The following is a 21975-nucleotide window of genomic DNA, read 5'->3' on the forward strand; positions in this document are numbered from 1 at the left end:
AGAGAGAATCAGGCTAAGCAAATGCGCTGCCAGCATCAGCTTTAGCTTTTCAGGTTATTGATAATTTCCAGGACCTGGTCTGACATTTGCAGTACCCGTGAGTTTGCCTGGTATGCCCTCTGCGCAACCATCATCGTTGTAATCTCTTCAACCATTTCAACATTTGAGCTTTCGAGGTATCCCTGGCGAACTTTTCCTGCACCAAACTCATCAGGTCGGGAGAAAACAGGGTCTCCTGACTGCTCTGTTTTCAGGTACATGCTGCTACCAATTGGAACCAGGGTTGACTCATTTTCGAAACGGGCAATCTCCAGGCTTCCCACCTGGACAAATTCCTGTGCATTCGCATATTTCACCTGTACCGCGCCATCTCCGCCAATGACAACGTCAGTTGCATCGAATGGGATCTCGGTGCCCGGGCTTACCATTGCCCCGCCAGAGGTTACGAGAACCCCTTCGCTATTCACCTCAAAATGACCGTTTCGGGTATAGGCATAGCTACCATCCGGCAACTGGACTTCGAAAAAGCCCTCGCCATTGATAGCCACGTCAAGCGCCCGCCCTGTCTGTATCATCTCGCCAGCACTGAAATCCGTGTTCTGCTTGACAGCGGACACTCCCACCCCTTTTACCGTAACTTCCCTTACATAAGGCGCATGAAAGGACTTTTCTAATTGGGTGGCCATCAGTGATTCAAATGCTACGTGGCTTTTCTTGTAGCTATGCGTGTTCAGATTGGCGAGGTTATTCGACACCGAGTCAATCTGCTTCTGTTGTGCATGCATGCCTGTTGCTGCGATGAAAAATGAATCAATCATGATCTTTCCTAGAATTCACCCAGAGTGGTAATTGCAGTATCCATAAGCGCATCGTAATTCCGGAGTATCTTTTGTGAGCTTTCAATACTCCGGACCGCGGACATCATTTTCTGCATTTCATGTAGCATGTTGACGTTAGATGCCTCCAGGTGCGACTGGATCAGTTGCGGATTTTCGTGCCCCTCCACTCCAGACTCCCCAACCTTATATAGCCCTGGAGCGACCTCCTCCATCTGGCTGCCATCAGAGATAACGATATCGAAGCGGGCCACCTCTTCACCTTTACTGAATATCCTGCCGTCCTGTCGCACTTCAATATCGCGATCCAGCGGAGCCTGCTGCCCTACAAGGCTCACAGGCCAGCCATTGGCCCCGACCAGCTGGCCACCCTCTGCAATATTGAATTGGCCGTTTCGGGTCAGGTAGGTTCCTGAAGTTGTATCGAGCTTGAAGAACCCGTCACCGGCGAGGGCAAAGTCCAGTGATCGTCCAGTAGTACGGATGTTACCTGGCGTAAAATCCACGTGCGTATAGTGGCCTTTATGGATAGAACCCTGGGCCTCTGTATAGGCGCGCTCAAAAGAAGGTTCTACCAATAATGAGCTCCTATACCCCGTGGTGCTCATATTCGCCACATTATTACTACTTACTGAGATCTGCTCCATGCGCGCAGAAATATTTGCCTCAGCGATTGCCAGTACACTATCCATCGTTACTGCATCCTCAAACGGTGACTACACCAAAAGATTTTAATTGCACATTCTTACTTACTTCGTTCATCGACAATACTGACAGCTGCGGTATTGCCTTGGACGAGAAGTCTCTCAGGTACGAACGAATGCCGTGATTACAGAGCAAAACCGGATTGATATTCGCAGACATCATTTTTTCAACATTGCCGGCAATACGCTTTAATAGCTGCTCTGAGAATTTCGGGTCCATCGGTGCACGACCTTCCTGGATTCTCTGCAACGACTCATTGATGGTTTTTTCAACAGCCGGATCCAGGACCATCACATACAAGTCGTTCTGGTCATTAGCCAACTGGCGACATATCTGCCCAGCCAGCCGCTCCCTGACCTGGTCGGCAAGGTAGGATGTGTCCTTGCTAATACGAGCTTTGTCTACAAGAACTTCAAGAATCATCGGCATGTTCCTGATTGAAACATGTTCAGAAAGCAGGGTTTGCAACACCTTCTGGACATCTGTCATGGTCATCAGGGATGGAATCAGCTCGTCGATCACGCTTGTATAATCGGGCCGTAGCTGATTGACGAGTTGCTCGACCTCTTTTCGCGTTAACAGCTCCGACGCACTACTTTTCAGAATCTCACTCAAGTGGGTGATCAAGACAGTAACCGGATCGACAATCGTATAACCGTTTAACTCGGCCAGCTGTAGCGAGCCTTCATCAATCCAGCGTGCCGGCAAACCGTACGTCGGTTCTTTGGTTTCTATTCCCTCTATCTCTTCACCGGCATCACCGGGGTTGATGGCCAGCAATTTATCCAGATGTAGGTGTCCGGAAGAAATCGGGACGTCATTTACCAATATCTGGTACTCCGTCTCCGTGAGGCCTTCGCCATCCATGACTTTTACTGATGGAATCACAAAGCCAGTTTCTCGGGCACTTTTCTTTCGATAGCTGGCAATTCGCTCATTAAAGGATCCGCCATCGGTGAAAGCCTCCGTAAGGCCCGGGCCAATCTCGATTACCAGTGGATCCACCCCGAGTGACTGGTATACGTCTGGCTCTTCAGCCTCATTCTCTGGCTCATCTGTAACAGACACCTTGCCCTTGGTAATGGCAAAGTATGTCAGCGCTCCAACGATAGCGAGGGCTGTTAATACTGGTAGTGCCGGCAGACCAGGAAGAAACAGTATTAAAAGTAGTGCCAGCCCAATCAACACCAGAATCTTGGGGAAAGAGGTAATCTGGCGACTGATCTCCTGTGACAGGGACGCATCTGAGGTGGCCCGGGTAACGATTATTCCCGTGCCTGTAGAGATTATCAGCGCTGGAATCTGGGTCACGATCCCATCACCCACAGTCAGTAGCGTGAAGGTCTGCAGTGCTTCTGACCAGGACATACCCTTTTGCGCGATACCGATGGTCAGCCCGCCAATAATATCGATCAGTATGATAATAATTCCGGCGATTGCATCTCCCTTTACAAACTTACTGGCACCGTCCATGGATCCGTAGAAATTGCTCTCTTTCTCAATCTCTTCACGACGGCGCTTTGCCTCATGCTCGTCGATCAACCCGATATTGAGATCAGCATCAATGCTCATTTGCTTGCCTGGCATACTGTCCAGGGTGAAGCGCGCCGAGACTTCGGCCACCCGCTGCGCACCGTTGGTCACAACTACATATTGCACGACGATAAGGACGAGGAATACGATCAGGCCAATCACATAGTTCCCTGATACGACATGCTCGCCGATGGCACCGATTACCTGCCCTGCATCGGCATCATCAAGAATTAGCCGTGTAGCAGCAATATTCAGGGAAAGCCTGAAGAGGGTTGCCATCAGGAGCAAAGAGGGAAATGTAGAGAATTTCGTCGGCTTCTCTACATAAAAGGTCAGCAGAAGGATCAGTAGTGCGAATGCAATATTGAGTACCAGCAGAAAATCGAGCAACACTGCGGGTATTGGCGTAAAAAGGACCATAAGGATCCCCACCATTGCCAACACCAGCATCAGGTCACTGTGTCCTGAAAGAAGGCTTTTATTCCATTTCATCCTACTTCTTCACCTCTGCCTTCTTTCTTATTACATCCACAAGGATCTTTGCGACGTCGGGAAATGTTTCCGGCGGGATCGAGTCCTGCAGCTGGCTTTCACGATACAGCAACCTCGCCAATTGCTTATTTTCAATTATTGGCACTCCCGATTGCGACGCCTTAATACGCATCTTCAGTGCAAGATCACCAGCACCCTTGGCAGTAACAATCGGTGCGGGCATTACTTCTCGGTCATACCTTATAGCGATACTGATATGCGTCGGGTTTGTGATTAACACATCCGAATCCGGGATATTCGCAAGGGATTGCCCCTTTTTCGCCGCTTCACGTTGAAGCTCCTTTATCTTTGCCTTGACTTTCGGGTCCCCGTCACGCCGCTTGACCTCCTCCTTTATCTCGCGGCGGCTCATACGCATATTGTCCTTGTATTCCCATCGCGTATACGCCAGGTCAACGATCGCGATTGCCCCCAGGCCAGACAGCACCATGGCGACCCATATAAAACCAATACCTGATAGCTCTTGCAGCTGGTGCCCTATGCCAGCGCCCCTGAGCTGAAAAATCTGGTCGATGGTCATGGCTGCGGCAGTCCAAACCAGGGCCGCAACAATTGAAATTTTTATCGAGGTCTTTATCAGCTCGTAAATTATTTTTTTATTGAAAATCCGCTTGAATCCTTCAGCGGGATTCAGCCGTTTAAAATCCGGCTTCAGCGGATGCAAACTGAAGACCGGCCCGATCTGTATAAAACTGGCTGAGATGGCGGCAATTACAATTGCGGCAATTATTGGCGCAAAGACAAAAGTCAAGTCATCAAATACTTTTTCTAACAAAAGAACGGCATTATTTCCGTTGAGCGGAATACTTCCCGCGTTGGCAAGATAGAACCGACTTGCGTGCAGGTAGTTTCTTACCAACGTGTCAAAGAGACCGAATACGACCAACGTACAAATTGCGAGAATAACCCAGGCATTGACTTCTATACTTTTTGCCACCTGGCCACGCTGCCTGGCCTGCTCAAGCTTGTAAGGCGTTGCCGGTTCCGATCGGTCCTGTTCCTGTTCATCCGAGGCCATTAGACTAACGCTCCCCAGTAACGAAATATCGACTCATAGGCCTGGGTAAAAATTTCCCCGAAGGTTGCTGCAAGCAATGCCAAAAGTACGAGGCCGACGAGGATTTTTATAGGTATGCTCAGCATGAACATATTAATTTGTGGCATCGACCTTGCTGCTAATGCCATGGAAACATCCAGGAATAGCAGGACCACCACCACTGGCGCTACAAGAATTAGTCCTAATGTAAACATTAGGCCAAATTGCGCTATCACAGCATTACCACTTATTCCTGCGAGCCCTCCCCCCAGGGGTAAGCTCGAAAAGCTGTAAATAAAGGCTTTCAGGAAAACGTGGTGGTAATCAGCAAGAAAGAACACCAGCACCGCCGTTGAGAGGATTGCAGTACCAATCAAAGGTGACTGCGCACCGCTGGCCGGATCCACTGCGGCGGCAACACCAAAACCCATTTGCATATCCAGAAGCCTACCCCCGAAGCTGAACACTGCGAAAGCGGCGAACACCCCGAACGCCATCAGTAGCCCGATGGCAACCTCGCCCATGACAAATACAGCCAGTTCAACGGCTGTCTCGATCCCCGCAATGCCACCGGTATTGATCAATGGCGATATACCGACTGCAGCAATAATAATAAGCAGCACAGATATCCTGGCTGGGACCTTACTTAATGAAAACAATGGGCTAAAGAAAACAAGTGGTGACAACCTTGTTGCAACCAGCAATACAGACAGCAGCCACTCACTCGAAAATTGAAAAGCCATCGCCGAGTACCTTAGAGTCCCTGCAGGATCTCTGGTATACGCCCGATAAGGCCACCAGCAAATGTCGTTATCTGCGAAATTATCCAGCCGCCGAAAGCAATGAGTGCCAAGCCTGCGACCAACAACTTGGGAATAAATGTTAACGACATTTCCTGAAGCTGGGTGACCACCTGGAAAATGCTGACAACAAGACCAACAATCAGGGTCAAACCAAGAACAGGCACCGATACCTTAATCGCAACCCATAGCATCTGGGAAAGCAGCGAGACAGCCAGGTCTTCACTCATAGCGTCTTATCAGTCTCGCCGCCATTTCGGCTCTCGTACTTTCTCAAGTGATCCATCAGGGAAGCTTTTCCATCCCCCAGCGGTTGATCCAGCATGCCCCCCAGTACTTTCGAGGCGACCTTATCCTTGCCTTTTAATTTCAGCATGATGCTCTTTGCATAAATAGCACCGAAGGAAAACTTATTGAGTTTCAGCGCCGTATCTGCCTCGCGACGCCCCTCATCCAGCTTATTCTGGAACACCAGGGCTACAGCCAGGCCACCGTGAACTTCAGAGTTATTCCTGTTTGCCTCCACACCCTTGCGGAAAATCCCTTCAGCGCGCTGGAAGTCGTGCTTGACAATGTAGGTCCATCCCAGTGTGTTGTAATTACCTACCTGGTGGGGGTCGATCTCAAGTGTTTTCCGAAAATAGTGCTCTGCTGAGTCGAGGTCCTTATCCAACAAGGCGACAAGCCCTTTACCCTGCCAGCCCCGGGGACTATCCGGCTCTCGCGCGGCCACAAGCTCAAACAGCTTTTTCGCTTTTGTGATTTCCTGCTCTTCGATGGCGTGGTTTCCAAGCACGGTGGCAGCATCGACATTCTCGGGATCGCTGATAAGGACCTCATTCGCATCCCTGACGGCGGCGGCCATATCGAAGTCATCCATTCTAATAAGGGAAAGATAACCACGGAGCTTATTACTAGGGGCTTTAACGAGCAGCTCTTCCGCCTGGGTAATGGCATCTTTCTTCCTGCCCAGGTTGTGCAGGCTTGAAACAAGGTAGAAGCCAAGGTCGGGTAAATCCTGCAACTGGCCCTGCAGCGATTCAAAAGCCAACAGGGCCTCTTCAAATTGCTTTGCGTAAAACTTCGCAAGACCAAGGTTGTACGTGAGGCCTGGATCCTCATCAGCGATTTTTAGTGCATCCTCAAAGTATTTGATGGCTTCTTCAAATTTATGTTCAGAAAGACAGACATTCCCCATCCTGGAATGGTGGATACTGTTCTCGGGCTCCTGCTCAAGTGCCTGGGAAAAATACTTACGCGCTTCCGCCAGGTCCCCCAGCTTGTGATACAGGTCGCCCAGCTGTACACACAGGATGCTATTACCCGGATCCAGCTTCAGGTAGCCGAGATACTGGGAAATTTTTTCGTTTACATTATTCATTTTCGATTACGGCAGGCGGAAGTTCAGTTCGGCAGCTATCTTCTCTAGCTGCTGGAACAGGGGATGGTTTTTAGGCATGTTCTTGCTACTGGCTTTGAATAGCTCAACCGCTAACTCGCGGTTGCCCAGGTTAATGTGGCTGACGGCACTGTAGAAAGTCGCGGCGTAATCGTCATCTGAATCGACCAGTGGCTTCCATACTTCCAGCGCCGTATGCCAGTCTCGCGCCTGGAAATATGTCATCCCCAACTGAAAGCGGGCCAGTGCATTATCCTGGTTCAGCTTCAAAATCTTCTGAAAATGCGTGCGAGCCTCTTCGATCATGCCCAGCTGTTGGTACGTGGCGGAGAGCATGCCCAATGCAACTTCATTTGCCGGAAACTCTTCGACAAATTCCTTCAGCAGCGGTAATGCATTTTCGTAGTTCTCTGCTTTTACCAGCGCCAGGATTGGCTTGAGGCGCTGCCTCTGTTCACTATCGTTGTTCGCAGACAATCTTCTATACTCTCTTCAGGAACCAAGCCGTGCGATGAGGTTGTGCAACGCCTGGCTGAGGTTTTTATCATTATTGAGATGATGATGAATCCGGGTTACCAGAAGGTTAAATTTTGGCTCATTCCGGACTTTATCGCCGAATTCCCATGCAAGAACGCTTTCGAGAACGGCCTTTGTTTTCTTCTCCGTATCGCCTGATTCTGCCTCTATCTGTTTCAATCTGGTCTTGAGTTCTTTTTCGAGCTCCGGCAATGACACTCTTGCATTGGTCGATGCGGTTTTTTCCCGACCATCTACCTTCGTGTCTCTCTTTTCTGTGGAAACCCTGCTTCGCAATAAGCGTGAGAGCGCACCTACGCCATCAATGGGATCCAAGGTCCTGCTCCAGATTTAGTGCTTCTTGAGGGACTGGCGGTAACCACTGAGGGCAATGTGCGTTCCTGCCCGGGTGGCAGGGGCTTCGGCCGGTTCCAGGTTAGCGCCCGCAGCCTGGCTCTCCAGTGCCGCCGCAGCTGACTCTATCACCCTGGACATATCGTTATTCAGTGGGGCATTGAAGTCATTTCTTGCTATGCCCATCTCCAGATGCTTGATACATCCTTCGAAGTCATCCTCGACAAGTGCCAGCATCCCCTGACTGAACAGCCTGAAAGCGTGGTCTTCAGGCAAACCTGACAGGCCTTCCCAGGTACTTCTCGCCTTTTCCACCTCGCCCGAGGTCAAGTAAAGCAGGCCGAGCTGGAAAACTGCTGTTTTCTCGCCAGCATCCATATCTATCGCACGCTGCATCCACTCTGCAGCACTATCCACCATCTGGATCTGTGCATACAACGCACCAATCATATAAGTAGCCTTTGCATGGTTTGGATCTGATTCAACACAGCGCTTGAACAGGTCCAGGGACTTTTCCACGTCGTCGGACTCCAGGGAATGTAGGCCGAGGTGAAATAGCTCATCGGATGTGAGTTGGCTCATTGCAGTATCCCAATTGAAACTTGCAGGCGAATGCTTAATCGAAGTGGATCAAACCTGATTCCACACCATCTATTGTTAATTCGCAGTGTGAATTTCGGTTGCTAAAGAAATTTCCGCTATGGCAGAAGGCCGTCAGCTTTGCCCCCATATAACGACCATGCAGAGTCGTTGTTCGGGCACACCAACCGCCATTTCCGGCCATTACTGGTTGCCCATCAATAAAAATCTGGAGATGTCGCGTGACTGGAGAGAATTGCCCCTCAACCACCCAGGGGGTTCGAGTATAGAAAGCTGGCTGGACCACACTTGTGGGTGTAGTAATGGAACAAGCTGAGCACAGCAAGAGCGCGCAAAGAACTGCGTACCGCATAGACTTCTAATTCCCCAAAAGCACCAAACCCGCCACTTCTATTTTTTTAAGGGTCGCGGACCGGCGAAATAATAAAGAAAATTTGACCCAATGTAACCCTGCAGACGGAACAGCGTCACACTTTTTCTGCTTACAACTAAATCTTTTTCACCCCGGTACAATTTTTAGACAGTTTCTGATTTGGTATCGGTGAGCCCCCAAGATGTAAGAGCGTGTAATTGCCGTAATTAGTTTTACATGGTATAGGAGCTCACCCCCGGTTATTAACCGAATATATTTTATTTGATGGAGCTTGCCGTAAACGCATTTATTTCTGGCAAATGGATAAATAGATATCGGTATTGCTGCTATTGCCGTTCGCACATGGTATCCGGCACTGATAAGAGTGGTGTGATATTTAGCCAGGCATGTGTATCGAGCAAGGTGAAGGGTAGCCGGTACCGTAACAGGAAGAGAAAAGAGACCGAGAGACGGAAGATAGGGGCGAAGGAGGCCGTGACGAATCCTTGGATCGCTTTCTAGCCGGCGCCCCCTAACAACCAGCAGAAATAGCCGGCAGCTTCTTGTTAGGGCCCCCACCGCGGGGAGTCAGGCCCGGTAGCGGGCCCGGCAGTTCAGGAAAGCGCTGCAAGTCTTGTGCGCAAGTAGTTGATATCAAATGCCATCAGGGTCTTCTTGAAGCCCAGCGCTGGCTTTTCAACCAGGTTCCAGGAAGCATAGGCCAACCCGAAAACCAGAGGGGTAGCAACGAGTGTATGTGTATAGGGATTCAGTCCCGGGAAGAACTGCGCAATTATTTGCTGGACGGGCCAAGCATAAATATAAACACCATACGAGACATCACCCAAGGAGTTATCAATATTTATATGTTTCACGCCATAGGCCAGAAAGAAAATAGCGTAAGCGAAAAACACGGGGAATACGTATGCAAACCATGCCTCGCCGAAAGAAGCGTATATGATTATGTCAAATTTTCAGACAACTATAGTATGCATGCCTTCCTTTTCTCCACCCACCCACTTCTACGTGTAAAAAAATATAAATATCTAGTCCGATGAGAGGGGAGCTTCTTTTGATTTAGATTTCATATAATCCTCGACTTTCCCGCCAGTCCACCGCCTGAATGCTTTCGAGAAAGAACTTGCGTCTGAATACCCGAGCATTTCAGCAACATAGGAGGAACTGGAATAACCAAGGTCCAGGATTTTCTGGGTCTCACTCAACAAGAAAAGATCCTTTAACATAGAAAAGGATGTATCTTCGGACTGTAACTTTCTCTTTAGTGTGGCAACACTTAAGTTTAGCTCTTGAGATACAGCATCAACTCTAGCCATGGCTGGGTGCTTATAACCCTCAAGAATTCTGAGAACTCTGTCACTATAGGTCTTGTGATTCAAGGATTCCAGGGATCGATTTGCAATATTTGTAAAGAGCTCAAAAAGATCCTTTTGCGGGTTATGCACAGGAAGATCCAACACCCTGGCTGAAATGACGAAATAGTCTTCAGCTTGAGAGCCATACACTGGACAGCGAAAGTAGTCGGAATATAAATCTTCAAGGCCCTCTATATCGCGAGAGAACCCTACGCGAATAATCCCTATATCTTCGGAGTAAAGATTGTTTGTCAGGAAGTTAGCGATCTTAGCAAACTGCGAAAATAGCTTGAGAAATACGTGGTGCCAGTCAAACTCTACATCCAGTTTTTTTGCAGAAAGAGAAACCTTTACTTCCGACCCATTAATGACTGATGTCAAAAGAAAGCAATCCGACATCAGCCTGTCGTACATCACTGCACTTTTCAAGGCAAGACCGAGATTTTCTGAGTGCATCGAAATTAGCCCAGGCACACCAAGGTCAGATATGTGTACATGCTCTCCAATCTTGCAGGGCAACAGCGGGTCACCACTATTGGCCATCAGCTTTTTCCAGATACCAATGTAATCAAAAATTGAAACATACCCCGGACGAACCTCCCGTATCTTGTAGGAGCCGATAAAGCTGGCGTAGGTATGGTTCTGATCAATTCGATTGGCGCTTCTAATCAATGCTTCCACTTTGATCCGGGAAATAACGTTATCCATTTATTGACCTATGAGATCCATTTCACATTTATAGCCACCTCTAAAGTACGCATTTTAATGTGTCCACTGAAATCACAAAGCTCCACCCTTGTCATATCGGCTCATTATCGCTGTCATAAAGGATAAATGTCGTCTAGATCACAAGTCGGCATCCCCTGGCCACTTAGAGTGCATTCCTGCTTAGTAATTTTCAGCCCTGCACGAAACTAGGCAATTGTTGCCAGGTCCTTTCCTGGGTGGCAACTATCACTTAGATGGTGAAACCACAATCTAATACTTTCATTCAGTTTGGACTTTTGACCCCATAAAGAGAAAGATATGAATATTAAAATTTTAATTATCCTTTGTTCGCTTCTACTTGTAGCGTGTAAAGATGACGCGAAGCGGGAGGTCGACGAGCCTGCCCCTGTAGCCTCCGAGGACGAGACCCCTTCAGAAGACGAGACCCCTTCAGAGGAGGAGCCCCCTTCAGAGGATGTAGTTGACGAGGAGGTAGTTGACGAGGCCGATGGCACAGCCCCTCCATCCAGTGACATTCCCCCAGAAGTAGATGTCACTACTAACTCCGAAGAATTTTGGCTGAATTTCGACTGTGGGGAAAATTGCCAGAGTGCCAATCTGAGCTCGGACTTCAGCAAGTCGACATATGCCCAGACTGAGCTGTCCATGAAGCCTTCAAGTTTGGACTCGATTGTTGTGACCCAGGTCAGCAGTGAGGAAGTCATCTCAAATATCGAGACTAGATACCTTGCAAATGACATCCGGGTTGAACCCCTCGGCAATGGACTGATATCGATTACTAACAATACATCAAGGCGCTTTTCATCCATTCTTGTCATGCATACGACGAATGCTGGATCTGCTCCGCTGAAGATTGTATTTGATAGCACGCTGAATGGCTTCTCCAGTACAACTTACTCCGGTGTTCCAGACGGCAATCTGCAGTATGTAGAAACCGCGCCAATGCTTAATCTCGACATTTCTTATAGGGGAAAGGTTGCAAGTTGTGATGAGCCGAGAACTGGAGATACCGCTTGGCACTGCTTGCGGCATCCAACTCCAGCAGAAGCGGATACCCTGAAGGCTCTTTCGGCAAATATTAAATGGTTTATGAACACCTATCACTTCACAGAGGCTCTCGACGCTTTCGCTTTCGGGGGGGAATATATGGGATATTCGGTAGGACGCCCCTGCAACGAATGGGAGGGGTGCGTAGCCACCCGTTCCCCCAGCGAATCCATCATGTATTACCTCTTTAGCCTGGCTTCCAGTGGCCAACGGTCGGATATATCGACAATGGAGGTCTATAAGAAAGGATGGGTAGGCTTAGGCGGTGGAAAGACCCCGAGCCAGTTTTGGGGGACGGGTCGCTCCGGCTTTTTGAGCTTGCGATATCTTGACAGCCTGACCAAGGGTAACTATAGAACCTATATGCACGAACTTGGCCATTCATTAGGTTTCAGCCATAAAACTGGATTTACTTATGGCTTCCCACACTACGCCACGGATCATGTCGTTGACCTGCTTGGTTTCACCCAAACCGTGGAGAGCGTACCACCTGAGGTAATTCTTACAAAAGGCTGGCGCGATGGTAATTTATACGTGAAGGTCTACTCTTCTGACGATCCCACCGATGGAAAAATGAAGCTCCAGGGCCTCAGCCTGACAGCCTTCGACGCGACAGCGTACGTATCTGAAGATGGTAGCACCATAAAGATCGAATTTTCAGAGCCACCCAAGCAGCGCCTCCTTGTTCGAGTATTTTCTGGAGAATCTGATCTAGTAATGACTAAGGATGTTGCACCAGGGATGCTGATTTTGGATCATAGATCCACTGAAGACTTGCTGGTTATAAACGATAACACCTTCAACGAAATCATTGCTAAAGAAAGTTTACTGAGATCTAGAATTGACAAGTCTCCTCGTAAGCTCAATACGCTTTGCACAGGGCTATTTCGCCAGGGTGATAGCTTGGTCATTCCCAGTGCAGACATGTTGACAATGCTATCAGGGGATTCCTATTATCACGACAACTTCAAGGGTGAACCCTTCTACTCCAAGGGAGGTGCAGACAATAGCACCCCCGGTACGTTTAATTTCGAGACTCTGGTTTTTGCTCAGGCTCCAAATCGGGAACCGCTTGCCACTATTAACCTAGGCTGTAAGACCTCAAATTAAGAAAGAGATCCTCACAGGATAAGTAGTTACTTAATGCCCCCGTATGGGGGCTTTTTTTCATTCAGGAAAGAATTTTTATGTTTTGGCCTACTAATCCCGGACACCGGTCTAGGTGTTAGAGTTGCACCTTGCACAAAGGTGTTCAATGAGAAGACAGCAGCGATTCCTCTCTACGCAGTTCATGCGAGATGCCGTGCGTTTGGTCGTGGATCAGGGGTGCTCATTATCCGGGGCGGCCCACTCTTCGGGTAACTTGCCGCATGGGCTGCCGGTCTGAAGCTCCGCTGACTTGCAACCAGCCCGACCGTCCAATATACAAAGAGCCAAGGGTAGAGCGACCAGATATCCCAAACACGCTTGACGCCAATTCAAAGTGGAAAAGCGGAACCAGGTTTGGCGTGGTGATATTACCTACATCCTGGGCGACTCAGCTGGTTCTGCCCTGCTATGATTAGCGAGCCTTATCCTCGTCGCAGGGTCTGGCCGGGCGAGCTAAGAGTATCCAGATTAAGCACTCACAGTAGAGGCACTGGAAGTCACTTGGAGCAGTGATGCAAACCGAATAGTGTCATGTTCCACCAGGACCAGGTCAGTCAGTATAGTCGCTGCGTATTCCGGCTGAGATTATGGTGCTACAGGATGACACAGGGTATGAGTCACCCCTGGAACTAATAGTGGATGCTATTGCCGTTCGCACATGGTATCCGGCACTGATAAGAGTGGTGTGATATTTAGCCAGGCATGTGTATCGAGCAAGGTGAAGGGTAGCCGGTACCGTAACAGGAAGAGAAAAGAGACCGAGAGACGGAAGATAGGGGCGAAGGAGGCCGTGACGAATCCTTGGATCGCTTTCTAGCCGGCGACCCCTAACAACCAGCAGAAATAGCCGGCAGCTTCTTGTTAGGGCCCCCACCGCGGGGAGTCAGGCCCGGTAGCGGGCCCGGCAGTTCAGGAAAGCGCTGCAAGTCTTGTACGCAAGTAGTTGATATCAAATGCCATCAGGGTCTTCTTGAAGCCCAGCGCTGGCTTTTCAACCAGGTTCCAGGAAGCATAGGCCAACCCGAAAACCAGAGGGGTAGCAACGAGTGTATGTGTATAGGGATTCAGTCCCGGGAAGAACTGCGCAATTATTTGCTGGACGGGCCAAGCATAAATATAAACACCATACGAGACATCACCCAAGGAGTTATCAATATTTATATGTTTCACGCCATAGGCCAGAAAGAAAATAGCGTAGGCGAAAAACACGGGGAATACGTATGCAAACCATGCCTCGCCGAAAGAAGCGTATATGATTATGAAGGATAGAATGGCGAGCTTCCCGTCCATGGGGATATCTTCTCGATTATGGTAAAAGAGAACCCCTACCAGGAAATACAGGCTCGGCCGCGACCATTTATCGTTGATTCCCAGCAGTGGGATATCGCTGAAATGGTAATAGCCGAAAGCCAATATCCCTGCAATGCTCAGGTTGGCCAAAAGCCGGTTTCTCAGCAACCCCCAGAAGCCGAAAACTGCCAGGATGATATAGCAGTACGCCTCTACAGTAAGCGTCCAGAGAGACCCATTGATGGCACCCCGGCGGTTTTCTTCGAAAACGCCCGGTAACGTCCATTCCATACGGAATACTACCAATGCGTTTCTAAGATATTCCAGGGTAGCCGGATTCTGGATGTACTCTCCCAACGGCAGTGTTGTCAGGAGTGGACCTAACACAAATACTGAAGCGACAACGCAGACCATTAGCGCAGGCAGAATTCGGATTGCACGCGAGATAACGTAATCCTTTACTCCACGGTTTTGCAGACTGGCACAAACCAGGAAACCGCTGATAACAAAAAAACCGTTGACTGCAAATTCACCAATCCAGGCCGATCCCTGGAAGATTGCATTCAGTGGGTTTTTCATGCCATGGGTTGGCTGGATTGGGAAACTGTGACCGAAAAGGACCAGCCACGCAAATACCAGCCGGATCAGCGTGAAATTATTGTTGCGATTCCCATCAAAATCCTGAAGTGAAATCACCTGTGATGACGTATGCATTGCTTCTCCATGCCGCCCTGAATCCAATCTCCTCCTGCGCCAAGGGCAGGAATTACCAACCCGGAGCGACCCCGTCAGCTTACGACTTCGGCCAGGTTCCCCTTGCTTTCCAGCCACTGCTTACGGTCTCCCGCACGCTTCTTGGCCAGCAGCATATCCATCACCTGGTTGCTGTCATCACCGTCTTCCACATAGAGCTGCACCAGGCGGCGGGTATCCGGGTCCATGGTGGTTTCACGCAATTGCAACGGGTTCATTTCCCCCAGGCCCTTGAACCGGGTTACCTGCACCTTGCCCTTTTTCTTTTCGGCGCTGATGCGATCGAGAATGCCCTGCTTCTCCGCCTCGTCCAGTGCGTAATAGGTATCCTTGCCGATATCGACCCGGTAGAGCGGCGGCATGGCGACAAATACATGGCCGTTCTTTACCAGCGGGCGGAAGTGGCGCAGGAACAGGGCGCAGAGTAGTGTGGCGATGTGCAGGCCATCCGAGTCAGCGTCCGCCAGGATACAGATCTTGTTGTAGCGCAGGCCGTCCAGGTTGTCGCTGCTGGGGTCCACCCCCAGGGCCACGGCAATATCGTGTACTTCCTGGTTGGAAAAGATCTCCCCGGAGTCCACCTCCCAGGTATTCAGGATCTTGCCGCGCAGCGGCATGATGGCCTGGAAGTCGCGGTCGCGGGCCTGCTTGGCGGAACCACCGGCGGAGTCGCCCTCCACCAGGAACAGTTCGGAGCGGCTGGTATCACCACTGGCACAGTCCGCCAGCTTGCCGGGCAGGGCCGGCCCCTGGGTGACTTTCTTGCGTGCCACTTTCTTGGCCGAACGCAGTCGCTTCTGGGCATTGCCGATGCACAACTCCGCCAGCCGGTCGCCCTCTTCGGTATGCTGGTTCAGCCACAGGCTGAAGGCATCCTTGGCCACGCCGGAAACAAACGCGGTGGCCTCGCGCGAGGACAACCGCTCCTTGGTCTGGCCGGAGAACTGTGGATCCGCCAGTTTGGCGGACAACACATACGAGCACTGCGCCCAGATATCCTCGGGCCCCAGCTTGACCCCGCGCGGTACCAGGTTACGGATCTCGCAGTACTCGCGCATCGCTTCCAGCAGGCCGGAGCGCAGGCCGTTCACATGTGTGCCGCCCTGGGCAGTGGGAATCAGGTTGACGTACGACTCGGCGGTGACCTCGCCGCCCTCGGGCAACCACTGCACCGCCCAGTCTGCGGCTTCGGTGGAGGCACTGAAGCTGCCCACGAATGGCTCTGCCGGCAGTACTTCCCAGCCCTGGTTGGCGGCCGCCAGGTAATCCTTGAGGCCGTCCTCGTAAAACCACTGGTCCGACTCGCCATCCTGCTCGTTGATAAAGACCACGGTCAGGCCCGGGCATAGCACTGCCTTGGCGCGCAGCAGGTGGCGCAGGCGCGGCACCGAGAACTTCGGGGAGTCAAAATACTGCGGGTCCGGCATAAAGCGCAGGCTGGTACCGGTGGTGCGCTTGCCACAGGTGCCGATCACCTCCAGGTCCGAGGCCTTGTTGCCGTTCTGGAAGCCCATCCTGTGTACCTGCCCATCCCGCTGGATGGTGATCTCCAGGACTTTGGAAAGAGCGTTCACCACCGACACGCCCACACCGTGCAGGCCACCGGAGAACTGGTAATTCTTGTTGGAGAACTTACCGCCGGCATGGAGCGTGGAGAGGATGACCTCAACACCGGGGCGGCCCTGCTCCGGATGGATATCCACCGGCATGCCGCGCCCGTCGTCGCTGACGGACAGGGAGTTATCCTTGTGCAGGACCACTTCGATTTTCTTCGCATGCCCGGCCAGCGCCTCATCGACGCTGTTATCGATCACTTCCTGGGCCAGGTGGTTGGGGCGTGTGGTATCGGTATACATCCCCGGGCGCTTGCGCACCGGGTCCAGCCCCGTGAGTACCTCGATATCTTCTGCGGAATACTTGGCCATATTTTTATTGGTTACTCGTTAACAACTATTGTCCCGTAGGAGCGGCCGCGAGCCGCAGCCGGCAATCTGCCGTGCCTACCGGCCGAAAAGGAATTCGACAATGGGCTCACAATACTGCTCAAAGCCCTGGAAGCTGTGGTCCCCGCCTTCTTCAACGGTCTGGCGCTGCCCGCGATAGAAACCCTCCGCCTCGCGGCAGTCCAGAGTCTCGTCGCCGCGCTGCGCGAGCAGCCAGTAGCGCCCCCTGAACGCCCCTTGCAGCTCCGCCTCCAGACTGCGCATGTTAGCAACGTCGGCACCACTTAGGCGATACTCGTGCGGCTCACCGCTGTACGGCGCCAGTGGCTGCCCCACATAGGCGGGCATAAAACGGGCCGGGTGTACCGCCGGATTCACAACCACCGCGGGCAGCCCGTGGCGCTCGGCCAGCAGGGTCGCATAGAAGCCACCCATGGAGCTTCCGACCAGGCCGATGCTTGCGCCACGGTTCTGGTCCAGGATTTCCTCCAGTGCCGCGGAGGCAAGCGCCGGGTGCGGGGAGATCAGCGGGGCACGAAAGCTCATGTGAGGCCTGTGCCGCGCCACCCACTCCTCCATCAGGCGACACTTATACGACTGCGGGGAGGAGAGGAAACCGTGCAGGTACAGTAATAGCGAATGATTTTTTTGCGGAAGTTCTGACATGGGCGGGGATTATAGCGCCCTTCTACGGCAGGGCGAGTCCGCGAGTAATCTGCGGACCGCCCGGGGGATCACCGCAGCGACCGGTCCAGGCTGGAGAAGGCACGGCGCATATCCACCCGCATGTCGGCCCAGAAGATGGGGCCACTGAACTGTTGCAGCTGGCCTCCCGAAGCCAGTGAGCCGGGATTCTCGCCGATATCCCGCCGGTCCCGGAACCGCATGACCAGGTTGCCATCGCGGTCGTACAGCTCACCGGCCAGCACGCCATAGGCACTCTGCTCCGTGAATGTTCGCCGGCTCCAGGTTGGCGCCTCCAGCGGGGCGCTCAGGGCGAAATTCTCTAGACGCAACTGCAGCCGGTAATCCGCCTGTGCCGGGCTGCCCGCCAAACGACTGTTGCGCGGCTGCAGGAAGCGCTCGGCAAGCGCCTCCTCCATCAATTGCTGCATTCGTTCACGCTCCCGCGCATCCAGCTGGAAGTCACCGGCATTCAGCCGCTCACGGACATCGGCACTGCGCTTGCGGTAGCCAATCTGCAATGGCGCCACGTAGACACTGGCATTAGCCAGGTCGAAGGCAAAAGCGGCGGCGACACTGTCGAGCCCGCTGGCCCGCGGCTGCAACCCCGTGGCGGAAGCCGCCCCGGGGTTGGCAACAGCCAATGCCGACCCGGAGGGATCGGTCTGCGCACACCCCGCCACGACCAGGACGAGGGCTCCCAGCCAGGCACTCGATAACATTTGCATCATGGCTCCCACTGCTTTCTGTTTCCGGTTCGGTGCTTTGGTCATTTGTTTCTACAGGCCTCTGCCTGGACCTCGGCTTGGGCCCAAGGGGTACCCGGCCGGCCCGGGTCCCAATACCGGCATTGTAGGGTGACAGGCAGCGGATACGACAGGGAGCGGGGAAAGGCCGGACCAACGGATTGGCAGGACTGGCTCCTGTGCCGGACGGTCAGTATCCGGAGGAAGTGAGGTCGACGTTGTAGTCAGAAACCGGGACACGCTCGACAGCGGTGGTGTAGGTGCCGCTGTCGTCGAGGTCGAACCAGCGGTAACCCGGCAGCTTGTCATCCACAGCGAAGGGACCACTGCCCGGTGTGAATTGCACCGAGGTGGAGGGGGTAGCATGCAGGCCAATACCGTTCAGGTCGCCGTCAAACTGCTGGTGTACATGACCCCAGACCAGGGCCTTCACATTACCTGCCGCGGACACCAGTTGAAGGAAGCGCTCGGCGCCTTCCTTGAGCATATGGCCATCAATCCACTTGCTGCCCACCGGCACGGGTTGGTGATGCATCAGTACCATCACCGGGTGATGGCGGCACTCCTGCAACAGCTCGTCGAGACGATCGAGCTGGGCTTCGGTCATGCCGCCGCAGATCTCGCCCTCGACACTGGTATCCAGTAGCAACAGCCGCCAGTTGCCCAGGGCCACCAGCTCGGCGGTATTGCCCGGGGCCACCTCATGCATTCGCTCGGCCTGGTCATGGTTGCCTGGCAACCAGAACCAGGGCGCGCTGACCTTGCGCATTTTGTGCAGGAAACGCTCGTAGGCCGCCTCGGCACCATTGGCGCTGATGTCGCCGGTGGCCAGCAGCATTTCAGCTGTCGACTGGTCCCGCTCGATGGCTCGCAGCACATCATCCAGGGTACGACCGGTATCCAGCCCCAGGAGCTGGTAGTCCGGTCGCCCCCCGATATGGGGATCTGTAAACTGCACCAACCGGTGTTTCGATCCGCTCAACTTGTCCTGCCTGCTTCCGTCGCTTCCACTCACTTGCTTACCCTGTCACCACATCCATGTGACCACCGACAGCGGCGTCAGAGCTGTCGGCCATCTAAAACCAGTTCAAAATCCACCCGGCCATTCGCGAGGCAATGCCCCAGCCACTCCCCCAGGAAGCGGTTGGCCTGCTGTCGTTCGTCGGCCCCCTGCATGCGGGCCCCCGCGTGCAGCACACCCGGGGCTTTCTCACCCAGGGGACCGCGGCCGTCCACCGCGACCACCTCGGCCATGCGCGCGTCGTGGTAGAGCCGCACCGTAATCCTGGGCGGCGCCATCCAGCGCTGCTCGCTGGCGGAAGACGCGCTCAGGCTCACCTCGGTGGTGTAACGGGAGCGCTCGATCACCTCCAGCTCCAGGGAGCCGTGGGGCATGCTGTACCTCCAGCGCTCCCGCTCACCCAGCTGCGGCAACAGCTTGCTCAGGCGCAGGTAGTTGGCATCGCAGTCGGCGTGATAAGCCGGCAAGTCCATCCGATATTCCGATTTTTGACGACTTTTCAGTCGCAATTTGCTTCCAGGATGGGCCTGTTTCTGAACCGCCATTATCGACACTCCAATTCTATCCACGCCGTGACTTGGATCTCAGTTTGCGGTCCTTCTCGGTAAACGCAGGATATATACGATGACCCGTTAACCATGGGTCGCCCCTTTTCTGCCCGTCAGTCGCTCACGATGCAACTGCAGCCACTGCAGGCAGATCAGCGTGGCCGCGTTGTCCACCGCGCCGGCGTCGGGCGAGTCCCCGGCCAGGGCCGCCAGCAGGGTATCCAGCGGCAGGACCCGCAGGCGGATATCCTCCTGCTCTTCCGGCAACCCGAAGATGCCCCCTGCCCCACCCAGGTCGACACAGCCACAGAACAGGTGCAGGCGTTCCGAGCTGCCGCCGGGGCTCGGCAAATAGCTGTGGATTGGTTCCAGCCGGCCGACCTCCAGCCCGGACTCCTCCTGCACCTCGCGACGGGCGACCTCTTCGAGGCTCTCCCCCCGCTCCACCATGCCCGCCACCACTTCCAGGCACCAGGGACCGTAGGGCCGCTCCAGGGCTCCCACCCGGAACTGCTCGATCAGGCCCACCTGCTCGCGCCGGGGATCGAATAACAGCACGCCCACGGCGTTGTCGCGGACGAACAGCTCGCGGGTAAAGATCTCGCTCCACCCCCCGCGGAACAACCGGTGACGCAGGCGCAGGCGCAGCATCTTGAAGAAACCGTCAAAGACGGTTTCACGCTCGACCACCTCGACCGCATCGGTGGAGAACTCGGGGACAAGATCGGTATTTCTCTCCCTGGTGGTTTCGGTCATGAATCAGGTCTCTGGGAATAGTAGGGTGGCACCCCCGGTCCCGCCGGGGGTGGGGGGCTGTCAGTAGGCCGGCGGGAAACGGTTCAGCAGCAGCGCGGCCTCTTCGCGCAGCCGCTGCTGGCGTTGCGCCGGATCCTGGTAGCGCCCGGCGCTGGAGGGCATACTGCCCCGCCACAGGGGCGAGCTCTCGGGTGAGAGGATATCCACCACCAGTGTATCCTGCCGGTACTGGCGCACCTCGACCGGCGAGCGCCAGCCAAACCCCCAGTAGCGGTAGCCGCCATAAAGGCCAAAGCTGTCCTCGTAAACCGCTACCTTCTCCACGGCCTGGAACTGTACTTGTACCAGGAAGTCCGCGTCGTCCGTGTTATCCACTGCCCGGTAGCGATTTTGCAGGATGCCTTCCACCGCCTGGCGCGCCCGCTTGATCTCCAGCGGCGTTACCGGGCCAGTGGCGACTGGGTCCAGCAGGTAATAGGTGCGCATCCCGGCAAAATCGGCCTGGGGATCGTAATCCACCGCGACCTGCGGGGCGGCGGCGCAGCCGCCGAGCACCAGTAACAAGAGCATCACCATCGATGCCCGCAATCCGACTTTCATGTGTGTCTCCCGAACCATGGTGTCAGTATGTCTTTATACAAATCTGGCTTCCATGCCGGAATTCAACCCCGCTTCCCGGGGATCAGTAGCTGGCGGCCGGGGGCAGGTCGCTCAACAGCTGCTTGATCATATTGGCAAGCAGCCGCTGGCGATCAGTTGCGTCTTCGGGCCTTCCCAATACCTCACTGGAGGTGCCCCCCCAGATAGCCCCACCCTGGGGGCGGCCGATCTCAAGGCTCAGGGTCAGCCGCGGCGCACCGGTGTCACTGGGCAGCTCTACCGCGCCCCGGGTCGCATTGCTGTCGAACTGTGCATCCCAGCCCGGATTGCTCTGCTCGGTGGAGATCTCGCCCTCGACCACCGCAACCTGGTAGCTCACCAGCATATCGGCATTCTCGGCGTCCTCCACCCGGCGGTAACCCCGGTTGCGGAGGTACCCCTCGACGATCTGTCGCAACTCGTCATCCATCTCAACCAGCTGGGCCGAGGCATCGGGGACATCTACGAGTGGAGCCACGCCCCAAGCATAGGTGGAAAATGAAACTGGCGCCTCCGCAGGCTGCACCCGCTCTACCAGGGTCGCGTCACACCCAGCGAGGAGCAACGTGAGTAAAAGTCCTGTCATTATCTTACGCATAGTGAATCCTTACTTC

Annotated in this window: 22 protein-coding genes; 1 reads left to right on the forward strand and 21 read right to left on the reverse strand. The window is 53.6% G+C overall.

Going from position 1 to position 21975, the window contains the following annotated elements; translation table 11 throughout:
• Window positions 1-41 precede the first annotated feature (41 nt).
• From flgG to LVE68_RS08035, 12 genes are all read right to left on the reverse strand, one after another.
• Window positions 42-818 carry a flagellar basal-body rod protein FlgG gene (gene flgG, locus LVE68_RS07980; RefSeq protein WP_233006499.1) on the reverse strand — a complete coding sequence of 259 codons (777 nt, stop codon included), beginning with the start codon at window positions 816-818 and terminating at the stop codon, window positions 42-44.
• Between the two features lie 8 nt (window positions 819-826).
• The gene (locus LVE68_RS07985; RefSeq protein WP_233006500.1) at window positions 827-1528 is read right to left on the reverse strand and encodes a flagellar hook-basal body protein; all 702 of its coding nucleotides are present in this window, start codon (window positions 1526-1528) and stop codon (window positions 827-829) included.
• A 13-nt stretch (window positions 1529-1541) separates the two neighbouring features.
• The gene (gene flhA / locus LVE68_RS07990; protein ID WP_233006501.1) at window positions 1542-3566 is read right to left on the reverse strand and encodes a flagellar biosynthesis protein FlhA; all 2025 of its coding nucleotides are present in this window, start codon (window positions 3564-3566) and stop codon (window positions 1542-1544) included.
• Between the two features lies 1 nt (window position 3567).
• A complete protein-coding gene (locus LVE68_RS07995) occupies window positions 3568-4644 on the reverse strand; it encodes an EscU/YscU/HrcU family type III secretion system export apparatus switch protein (protein ID WP_233006502.1) in 1077 nt (358 codons plus the stop codon).
• Entirely contained in the window at window positions 4644-5405 is a 762-nt protein-coding gene (locus LVE68_RS08000) for a flagellar biosynthetic protein FliR (protein ID WP_233006503.1), read from the reverse strand. Before LVE68_RS08000 ends, LVE68_RS07995 begins: the two co-directional genes overlap by 1 nt.
• 11 nt (window positions 5406-5416) lie before the next feature.
• Entirely contained in the window at window positions 5417-5692 is a 276-nt protein-coding gene (locus LVE68_RS08005; protein ID WP_233006504.1) for a flagellar biosynthetic protein FliQ, read from the reverse strand.
• Window positions 5689-6843, reverse strand: coding sequence for a tetratricopeptide repeat protein (locus LVE68_RS08010; protein WP_233006505.1), 1155 nt, complete (start codon window positions 6841-6843; stop codon window positions 5689-5691). The genes LVE68_RS08005 and LVE68_RS08010 overlap by 4 nt, the downstream gene beginning before the upstream one ends.
• 6 nt (window positions 6844-6849) lie before the next feature.
• Window positions 6850-7338: a tetratricopeptide repeat protein gene (locus LVE68_RS08015; protein ID WP_233006506.1), complete on the reverse strand. Its 489-nt coding sequence runs from the start codon at window positions 7336-7338 to the stop codon at window positions 6850-6852.
• Window positions 7339-7353: 15 nt separating this feature from the next.
• Window positions 7354-7713, reverse strand: coding sequence for a hypothetical protein (locus tag LVE68_RS08020; protein WP_233006507.1), 360 nt, complete (start codon window positions 7711-7713; stop codon window positions 7354-7356).
• A gap of 15 nt (window positions 7714-7728) precedes the next feature.
• A complete protein-coding gene (locus LVE68_RS08025; RefSeq protein ID WP_233006508.1) occupies window positions 7729-8313 on the reverse strand; it encodes a tetratricopeptide repeat protein in 585 nt (194 codons plus the stop codon).
• Between the two features lie 984 nt (window positions 8314-9297).
• A complete protein-coding gene (locus LVE68_RS08030; protein ID WP_233006509.1) occupies window positions 9298-9597 on the reverse strand; it encodes a hypothetical protein in 300 nt (99 codons plus the stop codon).
• 132 nt (window positions 9598-9729) lie between these two features.
• On the reverse strand, window positions 9730-10764 hold the full coding sequence (locus tag LVE68_RS08035; protein WP_233006510.1) for an AraC family transcriptional regulator: 1035 nt from the start codon (window positions 10762-10764) through the stop codon (window positions 9730-9732).
• A 318-nt stretch (window positions 10765-11082) separates the two neighbouring features.
• On the opposite strand from LVE68_RS08035, the gene LVE68_RS08040 reads away from it, so the two are divergent.
• Window positions 11083-12942, forward strand: coding sequence for a hypothetical protein (locus LVE68_RS08040; protein WP_233006511.1), 1860 nt, complete (start codon window positions 11083-11085; stop codon window positions 12940-12942).
• Between the two features lie 948 nt (window positions 12943-13890).
• Here LVE68_RS08040 and LVE68_RS08045 read toward each other — a convergent pair.
• The 9 genes from LVE68_RS08045 to LVE68_RS08085 all read right to left on the reverse strand — a co-directional run bounded on the left by LVE68_RS08045 (window position 13891) and on the right by LVE68_RS08085 (window position 21959).
• Entirely contained in the window at window positions 13891-14985 is a 1095-nt protein-coding gene (locus LVE68_RS08045; protein ID WP_233006512.1) for an acyltransferase family protein, read from the reverse strand.
• 74 nt (window positions 14986-15059) lie between these two features.
• The gene (gene parE / locus LVE68_RS08050) at window positions 15060-16949 is read right to left on the reverse strand and encodes a DNA topoisomerase IV subunit B (protein ID WP_233006513.1); all 1890 of its coding nucleotides are present in this window, start codon (window positions 16947-16949) and stop codon (window positions 15060-15062) included.
• A 75-nt stretch (window positions 16950-17024) separates the two neighbouring features.
• On the reverse strand, window positions 17025-17633 hold the full coding sequence (locus tag LVE68_RS08055) for a YqiA/YcfP family alpha/beta fold hydrolase (RefSeq protein WP_255701170.1): 609 nt from the start codon (window positions 17631-17633) through the stop codon (window positions 17025-17027).
• Between the two features lie 68 nt (window positions 17634-17701).
• Window positions 17702-18379 carry a hypothetical protein gene (locus tag LVE68_RS08060; RefSeq protein WP_233006515.1) on the reverse strand — a complete coding sequence of 226 codons (678 nt, stop codon included), beginning with the start codon at window positions 18377-18379 and terminating at the stop codon, window positions 17702-17704.
• Between the two features lie 208 nt (window positions 18380-18587).
• Window positions 18588-19379 carry a metallophosphoesterase gene (locus LVE68_RS08065; RefSeq protein ID WP_233006516.1) on the reverse strand — a complete coding sequence of 264 codons (792 nt, stop codon included), beginning with the start codon at window positions 19377-19379 and terminating at the stop codon, window positions 18588-18590.
• Between the two features lie 77 nt (window positions 19380-19456).
• Window positions 19457-19891, reverse strand: coding sequence for a DUF1249 domain-containing protein (locus LVE68_RS08070; RefSeq protein ID WP_233006517.1), 435 nt, complete (start codon window positions 19889-19891; stop codon window positions 19457-19459).
• 159 nt (window positions 19892-20050) lie between these two features.
• The gene (locus LVE68_RS08075) at window positions 20051-20722 is read right to left on the reverse strand and encodes an NUDIX domain-containing protein (protein ID WP_233006518.1); all 672 of its coding nucleotides are present in this window, start codon (window positions 20720-20722) and stop codon (window positions 20051-20053) included.
• A gap of 60 nt (window positions 20723-20782) precedes the next feature.
• Window positions 20783-21322, reverse strand: a complete 540-nt coding sequence (locus LVE68_RS08080) for a DUF4136 domain-containing protein (RefSeq protein WP_233006519.1) — start codon at window positions 21320-21322, stop codon at window positions 20783-20785.
• An 82-nt stretch (window positions 21323-21404) separates the two neighbouring features.
• The gene (locus tag LVE68_RS08085) at window positions 21405-21959 is read right to left on the reverse strand and encodes a DUF4136 domain-containing protein (RefSeq protein WP_233006520.1); all 555 of its coding nucleotides are present in this window, start codon (window positions 21957-21959) and stop codon (window positions 21405-21407) included.
• Window positions 21960-21975 lie beyond the last annotated feature (16 nt).

It is taken from the genome of Microbulbifer sp. YPW16 (assembly GCF_021290385.1).
Lineage (GTDB): Bacteria > Pseudomonadota > Gammaproteobacteria > Pseudomonadales > Cellvibrionaceae > Microbulbifer > Microbulbifer zhoushanensis.

Coding starts and splice junctions, on each gene's coding strand:
- flhA (WP_233006501.1), bottom strand. CDS start 3,566: ATGAAATGGAATAAAAGCCTTCTTTCAGGACACAGTGACCTGATGCTG.
- LVE68_RS08005 (WP_233006504.1), bottom strand. CDS start 5,692: ATGAGTGAAGACCTGGCTGTCTCGCTGCTTTCCCAGATGCTATGGGTT.
- LVE68_RS08025 (WP_233006508.1), bottom strand. CDS start 8,313: ATGAGCCAACTCACATCCGATGAGCTATTTCACCTCGGCCTACATTCC.
- flgG (WP_233006499.1), bottom strand. CDS start 818: ATGATTGATTCATTTTTCATCGCAGCAACAGGCATGCATGCACAACAG.
- LVE68_RS07995 (WP_233006502.1), bottom strand. CDS start 4,644: ATGGCCTCGGATGAACAGGAACAGGACCGATCGGAACCGGCAACGCCT.
- LVE68_RS08000 (WP_233006503.1), bottom strand. CDS start 5,405: ATGGCTTTTCAATTTTCGAGTGAGTGGCTGCTGTCTGTATTGCTGGTT.
- LVE68_RS08035 (WP_233006510.1), bottom strand. CDS start 10,764: ATGGATAACGTTATTTCCCGGATCAAAGTGGAAGCATTGATTAGAAGC.
- LVE68_RS08085 (WP_233006520.1), bottom strand. CDS start 21,959: ATGCGTAAGATAATGACAGGACTTTTACTCACGTTGCTCCTCGCTGGG.
- LVE68_RS08045 (WP_233006512.1), bottom strand. CDS start 14,985: ATGCATACGTCATCACAGGTGATTTCACTTCAGGATTTTGATGGGAAT.
- parE (WP_233006513.1), bottom strand. CDS start 16,949: ATGGCCAAGTATTCCGCAGAAGATATCGAGGTACTCACGGGGCTGGAC.
- LVE68_RS08060 (WP_233006515.1), bottom strand. CDS start 18,379: ATGCAAATGTTATCGAGTGCCTGGCTGGGAGCCCTCGTCCTGGTCGTG.
- LVE68_RS08075 (WP_233006518.1), bottom strand. CDS start 20,722: ATGACCGAAACCACCAGGGAGAGAAATACCGATCTTGTCCCCGAGTTC.
- LVE68_RS08040 (WP_233006511.1), top strand. CDS start 11,083: ATGAATATTAAAATTTTAATTATCCTTTGTTCGCTTCTACTTGTAGCG.
- LVE68_RS08055 (WP_255701170.1), bottom strand. CDS start 17,633: ATGTCAGAACTTCCGCAAAAAAATCATTCGCTATTACTGTACCTGCAC.
- LVE68_RS08080 (WP_233006519.1), bottom strand. CDS start 21,322: ATGAAAGTCGGATTGCGGGCATCGATGGTGATGCTCTTGTTACTGGTG.
- LVE68_RS08070 (WP_233006517.1), bottom strand. CDS start 19,891: ATGGACTTGCCGGCTTATCACGCCGACTGCGATGCCAACTACCTGCGC.
- LVE68_RS08010 (WP_233006505.1), bottom strand. CDS start 6,843: ATGAATAATGTAAACGAAAAAATTTCCCAGTATCTCGGCTACCTGAAG.
- LVE68_RS07985 (WP_233006500.1), bottom strand. CDS start 1,528: ATGGATAGTGTACTGGCAATCGCTGAGGCAAATATTTCTGCGCGCATG.